Source organism: Streptomyces bikiniensis (assembly GCF_000716625.1).
GTDB lineage: Bacteria > Actinomycetota > Actinomycetes > Streptomycetales > Streptomycetaceae > Streptomyces > Streptomyces bikiniensis.
Genome location: NZ_JNXJ01000010.1, coordinates 112,860 through 125,288 on the forward strand (window position 1 = coordinate 112,860; position 12,429 = coordinate 125,288).

Below are 12,429 nucleotides of genomic sequence, written 5' to 3' on the forward strand. Positions count from 1 at the left end.
CCCGTGCGGAACCCCACAGGGGCCCGTACGGGAATGCTCCCGGCCCCGTACGGGACGTCTCCCGGTTCCTTCCGGTTCCCCGTTCCGCGGAAGCGTGACCTCCGTCCCACCTGGTGCGGAACCGTTCCCACCGCCCCGTAGGGTGGCGGCCCGTGACCCCTGTCGACACCGCGCCCGCCCCCGTCGCCGCGCGCGCCCTGCTCGCGCTCGTCGTCGTGCTCGTGCTCCTCGCGACCACCGGGTGGACCACGGTCCGGCACCAGCCCCCGCCCGGCCCCTCCCGCGAGGCCGCGCTCGCCGCCTGGGCGCGCGACCGGGTCGGCCACCGCCCGCTGCCCGACCCGGCGGCCCCGCCCCGCACCGTCGCGGCGTTCTTCGCCGGGCTCGGCCCGGCGGGCGGGGCGCGGCTCGCCGCACGGCACCCGTTCGTCGTCGGCAACCTCGACGGCGCCCCGGTCGCCCTCCGCTACCGCGCCAACCGGATCACGCTCGCCCGCGCGTACGACGCCGAGCGCGGCAGGACCGGCGACCCCCGGCTCTCCCCCGAGGGCCGCCACGAGGCACAGCGCCGGATCGACCGCTTCGCCTCGCTGCTGCGGCCGGACCGCCGGATCCTCGCGTTCGACCCGACGGGTACGGGGCGGGTCGCCGAGGTCCTCGGGGACCTGGAGCGGGCCCGGCGCGTCTCGGTGGTCGTGCCCGGCGTCGACACCGACCTCCTCACCTTCCAGCGGACCCACGGCCGGTACGGGGCCCCCGCCGGCATGGCGCGGGCCCTCTACGACGCCGAGCGGCGGGCCGCGCCCGGGGCCGGGGTCGCGGTGATCGCCTGGGCCGACTACACCGCGCCCGCCGGGATCGGCGTCGACGCGCTGACCGGCCGGCTCGCCGAATCGGGCGCCGCACGACTCGTCCGGCTGACCGAGGCGATGCCCGGGAACGCCCGGGTGGCGCTCTTCTGCCACAGCTACGGCTCCGTGCTCTGCGGGGTCGCCGCGCCCCGGCTGCCCGCCCGGGTGACGGACGTGGCCGTCTCCGGGAGCCCCGGCATGCGGGTGGAGCGGGCCGCCGACCTCGCCACCCCGGCCCGGATCTGGGCGATGCGGGACGCCGACGACTGGATCGCCGACGTGCCGCACCTGGAGGTGGGCGGGATCGGGCACGGGGCGGACCCGGTGGCGCCCGAGTTCGGCGCGCGGCTGCTCTCGGCGGGCGGGGCCGCCGGCCACAGCGGCTATTTCACGCCGGGGACGGTGAGTCTCGGGAACCTGGCCGCGATAGGCGTCGGCGCCTATCCGCGACTGGTCTGCGCACGTGCCGACAGCGCTTGCCGCGACGGAATATCCGGCGCGGAAGGGTCCCGACGCGCGTAGATCCCGCGATTTCGGGACCTTTCACAGGGGCGACGCCGGGGCGGGCGCCGCTTACGATGAGGCGTATGGGTGATGTGCTGGCCGGAATTCATGCCGCCTGGGAGTTCGAGAGCGACGCCCTCGTCATCCGTTTCGAACGGGGGATCCGCACGCCGAAGCTGTATCAGGTGCTGCGCGAGCGGCGCGTGCCGTACGAGGCGCTGGCGTCCGTGACGCTGACGCCCGGGAAACGGGGCACCGTCGTGCTGCACGCCGTGCCGAGACCGGGCGCCGATCCGCTGATGGAAGCGGCCGCGGGGCAGCTCAAGGAGAGCTGCGACCCGTACCGGCTCGTGCTCCCGGCGGACCGGGAGACGCTGGCCGAGTACTACCGGGACGAGCTGCGGGCGCTCCTGCCGCCGGAGCCGGGGGCCGCGGGGGCCGCCGGACACGGCGCGGGCGCCCCGTACGACGGGCCCGACGGACTCGAAGCGCTCGACGGACCCGGGGGTCCCGACGGATCCGCCCCGTACGGGGCGGACGGGACCGTGGCGCCCGCCGAGCGGTTCCTCGTGGCGCCGCCGCCGGGGCCGCTGTCCTTCAAGGCGTACGACGGGAAGGCGAGCTTCGACGGGCGTTCGGAGGTGTCGTTCCGCTGGTTCTGGACGGGTGCCTCCTCGGAGAAGTGGAAGGCGGGCGACCAGACCTTCTCGGTACAGGACCTGTGCGGGATCGAGTGGCGCTCGCCCGACGTCTTCGACGGGCACCTGCGGCTGCTGGCCCGGGACGGCGGGCCCCGGCCCACCCAGCCCGACCACGACCCGGCGTCCGTCGTCTTCGGTCTCGGCTACGGGCTCGTCCACGAGTCCCTGCCCTTCGCGGCGGCGGTCCTCGCGGCGATCCGGAGCTCGGACCGCGCGCCCGTGCCCGTGGGGTCCCGGACCCCGGGGGTGGTGGCCGAAAGGATTCGGCACCTGGGCGAGCTGCACCGGGCGGGGCTCGTGACCGACGAGGAGTTCTCCACGAAGAAGGCGGAGCTGCTCGCGGAGCTCTGAGCCACGCGGGCGGAGCCGGGGCCGCTCCGGGGCCGTCCCCGGACCCGAACCCCTGGCCCGACCCGAACCCCGGGGCCCTCCCCGGACCCGGACCCGGCCCCCGGCCCCGACCCGAACCCCGGGGCCGGCTCCGGGACGTCCCGGGTCATACCCCGGTATCAGGCCGCACCCCGCTCCCCGGTATGACGCCGGAGACGGGGGCCGCTGCCTACGCTGGGCGGGCCATGAGCACCGAACCGCGGCCCGAACCGCCCCTCCCGCCCCGGCCCGAACCGCCCACCGCGTCCCGGCCCCCGGGCCACCGTTCCGCCGTCCGGGCACGCGAGGCGTTCCGGGGGCTCGGGGCCGCGCTCACCACCCCGACCTCCCCGGGGGCGCCCCTCCTCGCCGACGCGTCCTCGCGCTGGGTGCGGCTCCTCCCGTACGTCGTCGCCCTCGCCTTCGTCACCTCGCTGCTCCCCACCACCGTCCTCGTCCTCACCGACGACTACGGTCTCGACAGCGCCCTCGCCGGGGCGTTCGGCACCGCGCAGACCGCGCCGCTGCTGCTCGCCGTCACCCGCCCCCTCCAGGCCTGGTGGATCGTCTTCGCCGCCGACGTGCTCGGCGCGCTCGTCCTGCTCGGCGCCGACGGCCCGCACGCCCGCCTGTGGCCCTGGCCCCCGCCGCTCGTCGTCGGCTACTGCGCCCTGATGGTCGCGCTCGGCCTGCGCGAGTCCCGCCGGGCGCTGTTCGGCGTCTGGCTGGCGACGGGAGCGGCCGGATACCTCCTGGAGGTGTTCCGGCCCGCCGGGTACACCGGCGTCCACACCCTGCTGTTCGTCCTGAGCGGGGTGCTGCTCCTGCTCACCTCGGCGGTACGCGCGCGTGGGGACGCCCAGCGGCGGCTCGTGGAGCAGGAGACCATCAGCGAGGCCGAGCGGTCCCGCCGCACGCTCCTGGAGGAGCGGGCCAGGATCGCGCGCGAGCTGCACGACGTCGTGGCCCACCACATGTCCGTGATCACCGTGCAGGCCGACTCGGCGCCGTACCGCATCCCGGAGCTTCCCGAGGCGGCCCGCGAGGAGTTCGGCTCCATCGCGGCGAGCGCGCGCGAGTCCCTGACCGAGATGCGCCGGCTGCTCTCCGTCCTGCGCAGCGACGGCGGCGGCGAGGGCGGTGGGGCCGAACTGGCCCCGCAGCCCGGGCTGGACCGGCTCCAGCAGCTGGTGGAGGCGACCGTGCGGGCCGGGGTGCCGGCCGAGCTGCGGCTCGCCGCCAACCTCGGGGACGTCCCGCAGGCGGTGGACCTGTCCGCGTACCGGATCGTGCAGGAGGCCCTGGCGAACGTCGTCCGGCACGCGCCCGGCGCCGCGACCCGCGTCTCGGTCCGGACGGACGAGGGGTGGCTGACGGTTCTCGTCGTCAACGGGCCCTCCCTGGAGGAGGGTTCGTCCGTCGAGCGGGGCGCCCCCGGCACGGGGCACGGGCTCGTCGGCATGCGGGAGCGCGTACGGTTGACCGGCGGCTCGCTGGACACCGGGCCGCTGCCCGACGGCGGCTTCCGGGTCGCCGCCCGGCTTCCCCTGGGCACGGAGGACCCCGAGTGACCATCCGCGTGATCATCGTCGACGACCAGGCCATGGTGCGGGCCGGTTTCGCCGCGCTGCTCGCCGCGCAGCCCGACATCGACGTCGTCGGCGAGGCCCCGGACGGGCGGCGGGGCGTGGAGGTGGCCCGGTCGGCGCACCCGGACGTGGTCCTCATGGACGTGCGGATGCCGGAGCTGGACGGGCTCGCGGCGGCTCGCGAGATCCTGCGTCCGCCGGCCGGGGTCACGCACCGGCCGAAGGTGCTCATGCTGACCACCTTCGACGTGGACGACTACGTGTACGAGGCGCTGCGCGCGGGCGCGTCCGGCTTCCTCCTCAAGGACGCGCCGCCGGCCGACCTGATCGCGGCGGTACGGGTGGTGGCGGCGGGCGAGGCGCTGCTCGCCCCTTCCGTGACCCGGCGTCTGATCGCGGACTTCGCCGCGTCCCGCCCGGCCCCGCGCCGGGACACCGCGGCGCTGCGCCTGAACGGTCTCACCCCGCGCGAGACGGAGGTCCTGGAGCTGATCGCCCGGGGCCTGTCCAACCAGGAGATCGCGGAGAGCCTGGTCCTCGCCGAACAGACGGTGAAGACCCACATCGGCCGGGTCCTGGCCAAGCTGGACCTGCGCGACCGGGCCCAGGCGGTGGTCTTCGCCTACGAGTCGGGGCTCGTGACGCCGGGTTCGGCCTGATCCCCGGATACGGCGGGGGGAACCCCCGGGGGGAAACCCCACCCCTTCCCTGGGGGCGTCCGCTCCTCCACCCCCTACTCCGGTATCAGAGGGCAGTTGGCCCCCCGGTGTGACGTGCCGTCACCCGCTCCCTTCCTACCTTCCTCCCGTCGCCGGACGACCGGCGCACGAACCGGAATCCGGAGAGGGAGGGCGGGCCCATGCGCCGCATGTCGAGGACCCTGATCAGCGTGGCCCTGGCGGTCGTCGCGGTCGCCGGGACGGCCGGTTGGGCGTCCGGGAACGCGCAGGAGGCCGTGACCGGGGTGCCGGTCGGGACGGGGGCGTGGGTGGGTGCGGGGCTGCCGGACCCGGGGCGGGTGGGGCCGGCCGGGATCGCGCGGTTCTTCGCGGGACTCGATCCCGTAAGGAAGAGGAAGCTGGTGCGGGAGCACCCGGGCGTCGTCGGGAACCTCGACGGGGCTCCTCCGGAGCTGAGGTACGAGGCCAACGCCCTGGTGACGGGAGGGAGGTTCGGCGGGGCCCGGGTGCTCGCGTACGATCCGCGCGGCCGGGGGCAGGTGGCCCTGGTCTACGGGGACCTGGCGCGGGCCGCGTACGTGGCGGTGGTCGTGCCCGGCTCCGACGTCGACGCCGGGCGCGTCCGGCCGCTCGCGGACATGGCGTCCGCGCTGCACCGGGCGACCGGCGGCCGGACGGCGGTCGTCGCCTGGGCCGGGTACACCACCCCCGTCGGCGTCGGCCTGGACGCGGCCACCGGCCGGCTCGCCGAGGCCGGGGCGGAACGGCTCGTCCGGTTCGCGGACGGCCTGGCGGCCGTCGGGGCGGCCGAGCCCTCGGTGTTCTGCCACAGCTACGGCTCGGTGGTCTGCGGGCTCGCCGCCCACGAGCTGAAGGCGAAGGACCTGGTGGTCTTCGGCTCGCCCGGGATGCGCTCCGAGAACGTCGCCGGCCTCCGCACCTCCGCGCGGGTCTGGGCGGCGAAGGACCCCACCGACTGGATCGACCGCGTCCCCAACGTCTCCTTCGCGGGCCTCGGGCACGGCACCGATCCCACCGAGCCGTCCTTCGGGGCGCGCCGGATCCCGGCCGGGGACGCCGCCGGGCACGGGGGGTACTTCGCGGCCGGGACCTCGTCCCTGCGCGCGTTCGCCGCGATCGCCGAGGGGGACGTCCGATGAGTCACCTTGCGGTCGTCGCCCGGCGGATCGAGGCCGCCACCCCCGCCCGTCGCGACCGGGCCGTCGACGGGCTGCGGGCCCTCGCCCTGCTCGCCGTGCCCACCGGGCACTGGCTGCTCGGCGGCTTCACCCGCTCCCCCGACGGCGCGCTCCACAACGCCAGCCCGCTCGGCGCCTTCCCCGGGTTCGCGCCGGTGAGCTGGGTCCTCCAGATGCTGGGGATCTTCTTCCTGGTCGGTGGGTACGCGTCCGTCCTCTCGTACCGGCGCCGGAAGGGTTCCACGCGCGCGTGGCTCGGGGGGCGGCTCGCCCGGCTCGGGCGGCCGGTCCTCGGGGTCACCGCCGTGTGGGCGCTGCTCCTGCCCCTGCTCCGCTTCGGGCTCGGGGTGCCCGTGGACACCCTGCGGACGGCGTCCACGCTGGTGGTCCAGCCGCTGTGGTTCGTCGGGGTCTACGCGGTGGTCACCGCCCTCACCCCGTACTGCGTGCGCGCCGCCCGGCGCCTCGGGGCGTGGGCGGCGGCCCCGCTGCTCGGCTCGGTCGCCGTCGTCGACCTCCTGCGGTACGGGCCGTACGCCGACGCCGTGCCGTCCTGGCTGGGCCTCCTGAACGTCCTGCCCGGCTGGCTCTTCGCCTATCAGCTCGGCGTCTCGTGGGGCGAGGGCCGGGTGACCCGGCGCCACGCGTGGACCCTGCTCGCCGGCGGGGCCGCCCTCTTCGCCGTGCTGCTGCTCCTCTTCGGCTATCCGGCGTCGATGGTCGGCGTGCCCGGCGAGGCCCGCACCAACTCGCACCCGCCGTCGCTGCTCGTCCTGGCGCTCGCCGCCGCGCAGAGCGGCGCCGCGGTCCTGCTCCGCGACCGGATCGGCGCGCTCCTGCGGCGGCCCGTGCTCTGGGCGCCGGTCGTGGTCGTCAACCTGTCGGCCATGACGGTCCTGTGCTGGCACCAGACGGCGATGCTGGCCGCCGCGGTCCCCGCCGCGTACGCCGGGGAGGTCCCGGGCCTGGTCGGCGCGCCCGACTCGGCCGGCTGGATCCTGGCCCGGCTCGCCTGGATGCCGGTCTTCGCCGGGCTCCTCGTCGTGATCGGGCGGTACGCGCGGGGCTTCGAGTCCCCGTGGACGGGGGCCGGGCCCGCCCGCCGCGCGCTGGCGGGAGTGCTCGCGGCGGGCTTCGGGGTCTTCGCGCTGGGGCTGGGGTGAACCCCTCCGCCGGGCGCTCAGGCCTCCCGGCTCGCCGCCGTGAAGCTCATGTCCGGGTAGCGGTCGCCCGCCACCAGGCCGGCGATCGGCTCCAGTTCGGCCAGTTCGGCGTCGGTGAGGGTGATCCGGGTGGCGGCCGCGTTCTCCAGGAGGCGGGAGCGCTTGCGGGTGCCCGGGATCGGGACGACCGTAAGGCCGTGCACGGAGGCCCGCTGCTGGACCCAGGCGAGGGCGATCTGCGCCGGGGTCGCCCCGTGGGCGGCGGCGATCTTGCGGACCGGGTCGAGGAGGGCGGCGTTCCGCTCCGCGTTCTCGCCGGTGAACCGGGGCTGGTGGGCCCGGAAGTCGCCGCCCCGGAGGTCCTTGGCGGCGTCCGCGAACGCCCCGGTCAGGAAGCCCCGGCCGAGCGGCGAGTACGGCACGACGGTCACGCCCAGGTCGGCGGCGGCGCCGACGGCGCTGCGCTCCACGTCCCGGGAGAAGAGCGACCACTCCGACTGGAGGGCGGCGATCGGGTGCACGGCGTGGGCCTCGCGCAGTTCGGGCCCGGTGACCTCGCTCAGACCCAGGAAGCGGACCTTGCCCTCCCGGACCAGTTCGGCCATCGCGCCGACGGACTCGGCGAACGGGACCTCCGGGTCGCGGCGGTGCATGTAGTAGAGGTCGATGGTCTCGACGCCGAGGCGGCGCAGACTGTTCTCGACGGCGCTCCTGACGTACGCGGGGTCGTTGCGGACGCCCCGGTGGGAGGGGTCGTCGGCGCGCCGCTCGATGGCGAACTTGGTGGCGAGGACGACCTCGTCGCGGTGGGCGGCGAGGAAGGGGGCGAGGAACTCCTCGTTGGCGCCGAGGCCGTAGGTGTCGGCGGTGTCGATCAGGGTGACGCCGGCCTCCAGGGCCGCGTCGAGGGTGTCGCGGGCGGCGGCCTCGTCGGTGGCGCCGTAGAACTCGCTGATGCCCATGGCCCCGAAGCCCTGGACCCCGACCTCCGGTCCGTCCTGGCCCCCGAGGCGTACGGTGTCGATCCTGGTCACGCTGGTCATGAAGGTGTTCCTCCGCATGCGGTCCCGTAGTGGGCGATCTTGACGTCGAGCACGGCGAGCGTCTCCTGGAGTTCGGTGACCCGGGCGAGGACGTCCCGCCGGGTGGCCTCCAGGAGCTCGCGGCGTTCCTCACGGGTGTGGTCCCCGGCGCGCACCAGTTCGGCGTACCGGACCATGTCGGCGACCGGCATCCCGGTCAGCCGCAGCTTGCCGACGAAGGCCAGCCAGTCCAGGTCGCGGGCGGTGAAGCGGCGCTGTCCCGTGTGCGAGCGGTCGACGTGCGGCATGAGGCCGATCCGCTCGTACCAGCGCAGGGTGTGCGCCGTGAGGCCGGTCAGGGCGGCGACCTCGCTGATGGTGTGGTGCGGCGCCCGGGCGCCGGTCGTGCTCGTACCGGTCGTGCTCGTGCTCGTACCGCCCGTGCTCGTACCGCCCGTGCTCGTACCGCTCGTACTCGTGCTCGTGCTCGTGCTCGTGCTCGCGATCACGCTCATGCCTCCACGCTATGGGGTTGGAGTGCACTCGAAGCAAGCCCGTTCCGGAGGGGCAAGTAGGCTCGGTGTCATGGAGAGCCCCGTGGAGAACAGCGTGGAGAACGGCCTGCCGGGCCTGGCGTCGATCGAGAACTGGCCCGTCCCCACCGCGGCCGCCGCCGTGGTCCGCGCGGACGGCACCCTGGCCGGGGCCCACGGCCCCACCGGGCGGCGCTTCCCGCTCGCCTCGGTGACCAAGCCGCTCGCGGCGTACGCGGTGCTCGTCGCGTACGAGGAGGGGGCGATCGACCTGGACGAGCCGGCCGGGCCCGAGGGCTCGACCGTCCGCCACCTCCTCGCCCACACCTCGGGCCTCGCCTTCGACGAGGACCGGGTCCAGGCCGCGCCGGGCACCCGCCGGATCTACTCCAACACCGGCTTCGAGGCCCTCGGCGACCACGTCGCCAAGGCCACCGACATCCCCTTCGCCGACTACCTGCGCCAGGCCGTCCTGGAGCCGCTCGGCATGGCGTCCACGACCCTGGAGGGCTCGCCCGCCAAGGACGGCGTCTCGACCGTGGACGACCTGGTCCGGTTCGCCGCCGAGGTGCAGGCGCCCCGGTTGCTCGACGCCCGCACCGTCCTGGACGCGATGACCGTGACGCATCCCGGTCTGACCGGCATCCTGCCCGGCTACGGGCACCAGCGGCCGAACGACTGGGGGCTCGGCTTCGAGATCCGCGACGGGAAGTCCCCGCACTGGACGGGTGCCACGTCCTCGCCGCGCACCTTCGGGCACTTCGGGCAGTCCGGCACCTTCCTGTGGATCGACCCGGACGCGCGGGCCGCGTGCGTGGCGCTCACCGACCGGCCCTTCGGACCGTGGGCGGTCGAGGCCTGGCCGCCTTTCACGGACGCGGTCCTGGCGGACCTGCGGGCGGTTTAGGGGTGTGTCCGGCGTCTCGGGGCCCAGTCGTCGCAGGCCCCGGCCATGATCCGCCGGACGGGCCCTAGTCGTCGCAGCGGGCGGCCGGCAGGGAGCCGTCCGGGCCGGTGAGGGTCACCTCGGACCGGCCCGCCGGGTGCTCCGCGTGAGCGGCCGTGCAGACCAGCTGGCGGACGGCCGCCTCCGGGAGGTCCCTCACGGGGAAGGGGGTCCGGAGCCTGAGCGCCGGGACGGATCCCGCCGGGTCGGTCCCCGCCCGGCCGGTCCCCGCCGGGTCCGGCTCCACGCGCGGCGTCCAGCCGCCGGCCCCCGGCAGGGCCGTGGTGGCGCCCGTCGCCCGCTCCTCGTCGGTCGGGCCGGCCAGGAGCGCGGCGAGGACCTTGTCGGTGGGGACCCGCCCGTGGACCGGGGTGCCGGTGGAGACCTCGTACCCCGGACCGAAGCCCTCGTACGGCATCCGGTCGTCCCCCGCGCCGTCCGCCGGGCGGGTGCGGGACGGGAACGGGGACGGGGCGTGGGGCCCGACGTCGCGGGCCATCGGCATCGTCCCCCCGCCGGGGCCGAGGAAGTAGAGCGTCATCCGCTCCTCGGGGACCGGCTGGACGACGACGGTCGCGGCCCCGCCCGCCTCCACGACATCGGTCTCCTGTATGCCACAGCCGGCCAGGGCGAGCAGGGAGAGCAGGGAGAGCAGGGAGAGCGGGGCGGCGCCGGTCCGGCGCCTCACAGCGGCGTCCGTACGGTGAACACGGCCCCGCCCTCCGGCCGGTTGGCCGCCGTGACGGTGCCGCCGTGGAGCCGTACGTTCTCCAGGGTGATCGCGAGGCCGAGGCCGCTGCCCTCCGAGCGGGTCCTGGCCCGGTCCGCCTTGTAGAAGCGGTCGAAGACGTGCGGCAGGACCTCCGGGTCGATGCCCGGGCCCCGGTCGGACACCTCCGTCACCAGCACGTCCCCCTCCGCGTACAGCCGGACCGTGACCGGCGCCTCGCCGTGCCGCAGCGCGTTGCCGACGAGGTTGGCCACGACGACGTCGAAGCGGCGCGGGTCGAGCCGGGCCCTGATCCCCTCCGCGAGGTGCGGGACGACCCGCGCCGGATCGGTCCAGTGGCGGTGCTGGAGGGTCTTGCGGACGCAGTCGGCGGCGTCGACCTCGTCCGTGTGCAGCTCGGCGGCGCGCGCGTCGAAGCGGGAGATCTCCATCAGGTCCTCCACGAGGACGGCGAGTTTGCCGGTTTCGGCGCTGATCAGGCGGACCGCGCGGGCGGTGTCGCTGTCGAGGCTCCCGGCGTCCTCGTCCAGGACCTCGGTGACGGCGAGCATCCCGGCGAGCGGGGTGCGCAGTTCGTGCGAGACGTCGGAGGCGAAGCGGCGGGCGCGGGCCTCGGCGCTGCGGAGTTCGGCCACGGAGCGTTCGAGCGCGGCGGCGGACTCGTTGAACGTACGGGCGAGGTCGGAGAGTTCGTCGCTGCCCTTGGCGTGGATGCGGGTGTCGAGGCGGCCCCGCCCCATGCTGTGGGCGGCGTGCCGCAGCTCCCGCACGGGCCGCAGGACGCCGCGGGCGGCGAGGAGCGCGGGGACCAGGGCGACGGCGAGGGCCGGCAGGGCGCCGTCGCGGGCGGCGGTGACCATGGCCTCGACGTCGGCCTCCTCCTCGTTCAGCTCCATGACGGCGTAGACGACGAGGCCGGTCGGCCGGGCGGTTCCCTCGGTGGCATGGGTCCGGAAGACGGCCGGGACGGCGATGGTCAGGTAGGGGGTGCCGTTCTTCACGACCCGCTGGAAGCCGGCGTGCGGGGAGGCGCCCCGGGCCTGGGCGCGGGCCCGCAGTTCGGGGGTGATGACGGAGGAGGCGGGCCGGTCGGTGGAGGAGACGCGGACGGTGCCGTACTCGGCGTAGACGCGCCAGGGGCGGGGCTTGCCCTGGCGGGCGATCCGGAGGAGGTCGGTCCGCAGGCTCTCGGGGCTGACGGGCAGGCTGACGTACAGCTCGTCGACCTGCTCGCGGAAGGCGGAGACGGCGGTGTTCTGGGCCTGTTCCAGGATGGCGTTGCGGGCGGCCCGGTAGGTGAGGGCGGCGGTGGTGCCGCAGCCGACGGCGGCGACGAGCAGGAAGGCGAGGACGAGGCGGGTCCGCAGCCCGAAGGGGTGCGGACGCAGGCGCGGGGCGCGCCCCCGGCGGCGCCCCGCGCCTGCGCCCTCGCCCGTACGGGTCCTCACAGCGGCCCGAAGCGGTAGCCGAAGCCGCGGAGGGTCTGGATGTAGCGGGGCTCGCCGGGGACGTCCTCGATCTTGTTCCGGAGGCGGCGGACGCAGGCGTCGACCAGCCGGGCGTCCCCGTGGTAGCTGTGCTCCCAGACGTGTTCGAGGAGCTGCTGCCGGCTGAAGACCTGCTCGGGGGCGGCGGAGAGGTGGAGCAGCAGCTTCATCTCGGAGGGGGCGAGGGCGATCCGCTCGCCCGCCCTGGCGACGGTGAGCCCGGCCCGGTCGATGGCCAGCTCCCCGTGGACCTCGACGGCGGACCGCCCGGCGCCGGGGTCCTCGATGCGCCGGAGCACGGCCCGTATCCGCGCCTCGATGACCTCGGTGCGGGCGGGCTTGACGATGTAGTCGTCGGCCCCGGCCTCCAGGCCGACGACGACGTCGAAGTCGTCGCCCCGGGCGGTCAGCATGATGATCGGCAGCTGGCTGTCCTCCCGGACCCGGCGGCAGACCTGGACGCCGTTCATGCCGGGCAGCATCAGGTCGAGCAGGAGCAGGTCCGGCCGGAACTCGCCGAGCGCGGCGAGCCCCGCCTCGCCGGTGGGCGCGGTCCGCACCTCGTGCCCGCGCCGCCGCAGCCCCAGCTCGACCCCCTCGCGGACGGAGGGGTCGTCTTCTATCAGGAGCACGCGGGGCATGGAGGGAGTATCCC

At 75.7% G+C, this 12,429-nt stretch carries 12 protein-coding genes; 7 read left to right on the plus strand and 5 right to left on the minus strand.

Annotation, left to right across the window (positions count from 1 at the left end; all coding sequences use genetic code 11):
- Positions 1–152: 152 nt before the first annotated feature.
- The 6 genes from OO47_RS10480 (at position 153) to OO47_RS10505 (ending at position 7,056) form a co-directional block, all read left to right on the plus strand.
- Positions 153–1,373, plus strand: coding sequence for an alpha/beta hydrolase (locus tag OO47_RS10480; RefSeq protein WP_030210785.1), 1,221 nt, complete (start codon positions 153–155; stop codon positions 1,371–1,373).
- A 56-nt stretch (positions 1,374–1,429) separates the two neighbouring features.
- Positions 1,430–2,407, plus strand: coding sequence for a DUF4429 domain-containing protein (locus OO47_RS10485; RefSeq protein WP_063831890.1), 978 nt, complete (start codon positions 1,430–1,432; stop codon positions 2,405–2,407).
- 224 nt (positions 2,408–2,631) lie between these two features.
- The gene (locus tag OO47_RS10490) at positions 2,632–3,996 is read left to right on the plus strand and encodes a sensor histidine kinase (RefSeq protein WP_051715721.1); all 1,365 of its coding nucleotides are present in this window, start codon (positions 2,632–2,634) and stop codon (positions 3,994–3,996) included.
- Positions 3,993–4,673, plus strand: coding sequence for a response regulator (locus tag OO47_RS10495; RefSeq protein ID WP_030210793.1), 681 nt, complete (start codon positions 3,993–3,995; stop codon positions 4,671–4,673). The genes OO47_RS10490 and OO47_RS10495 overlap by 4 nt, the downstream gene beginning before the upstream one ends.
- Before the next feature lie 200 nt (positions 4,674–4,873).
- The gene (locus OO47_RS10500; RefSeq protein WP_030210795.1) at positions 4,874–5,854 is read left to right on the plus strand and encodes an alpha/beta hydrolase; all 981 of its coding nucleotides are present in this window, start codon (positions 4,874–4,876) and stop codon (positions 5,852–5,854) included.
- Positions 5,851–7,056 carry an acyltransferase family protein gene (locus OO47_RS10505; protein WP_030210797.1) on the plus strand — a complete coding sequence of 402 codons (1,206 nt, stop codon included), beginning with the start codon at positions 5,851–5,853 and terminating at the stop codon, positions 7,054–7,056. Before OO47_RS10500 ends, OO47_RS10505 begins: the two co-directional genes overlap by 4 nt.
- Positions 7,057–7,073: 17 nt before the next feature.
- Here OO47_RS10505 and OO47_RS10510 read toward each other — a convergent pair whose 3' ends face one another.
- Positions 7,074–8,099 carry an aldo/keto reductase gene (locus tag OO47_RS10510; RefSeq protein ID WP_030210799.1) on the minus strand — a complete coding sequence of 342 codons (1,026 nt, stop codon included), beginning with the start codon at positions 8,097–8,099 and terminating at the stop codon, positions 7,074–7,076.
- Complete coding sequence (locus OO47_RS10515) at positions 8,096–8,593, minus strand: MerR family transcriptional regulator (RefSeq protein WP_078489568.1); 498 nt, start codon at positions 8,591–8,593, stop codon at positions 8,096–8,098. Before OO47_RS10515 ends, OO47_RS10510 begins: the two co-directional genes overlap by 4 nt.
- Positions 8,594–8,699: 106 nt before the next feature.
- Here OO47_RS10515 and OO47_RS10520 point away from each other — a divergent pair, with 106 nt between their 5' ends.
- Entirely contained in the window at positions 8,700–9,518 is an 819-nt protein-coding gene (locus OO47_RS10520) for a serine hydrolase domain-containing protein (RefSeq protein ID WP_106969374.1), read from the plus strand.
- Between the two features lie 64 nt (positions 9,519–9,582).
- Here OO47_RS10520 and OO47_RS10525 read toward each other — a convergent pair whose 3' ends face one another.
- From OO47_RS10525 to OO47_RS10535, 3 genes are read right to left on the minus strand one after another with little or no spacing between them, the layout of a single operon-like run.
- Positions 9,583–10,245, minus strand: coding sequence for a hypothetical protein (locus tag OO47_RS10525; RefSeq protein WP_030210807.1), 663 nt, complete (start codon positions 10,243–10,245; stop codon positions 9,583–9,585).
- Positions 10,242–11,735 (minus strand): ATP-binding protein, encoded by a 1,494-nt coding sequence (locus OO47_RS10530; protein WP_030210809.1) that lies wholly within the window; start codon positions 11,733–11,735, stop codon positions 10,242–10,244. Before OO47_RS10530 ends, OO47_RS10525 begins: the two co-directional genes overlap by 4 nt.
- Entirely contained in the window at positions 11,732–12,415 is a 684-nt protein-coding gene (locus OO47_RS10535) for a response regulator transcription factor (protein WP_030210812.1), read from the minus strand. The genes OO47_RS10530 and OO47_RS10535 overlap by 4 nt, the downstream gene beginning before the upstream one ends.
- Positions 12,416–12,429: the final 14 nt, after the last annotated feature.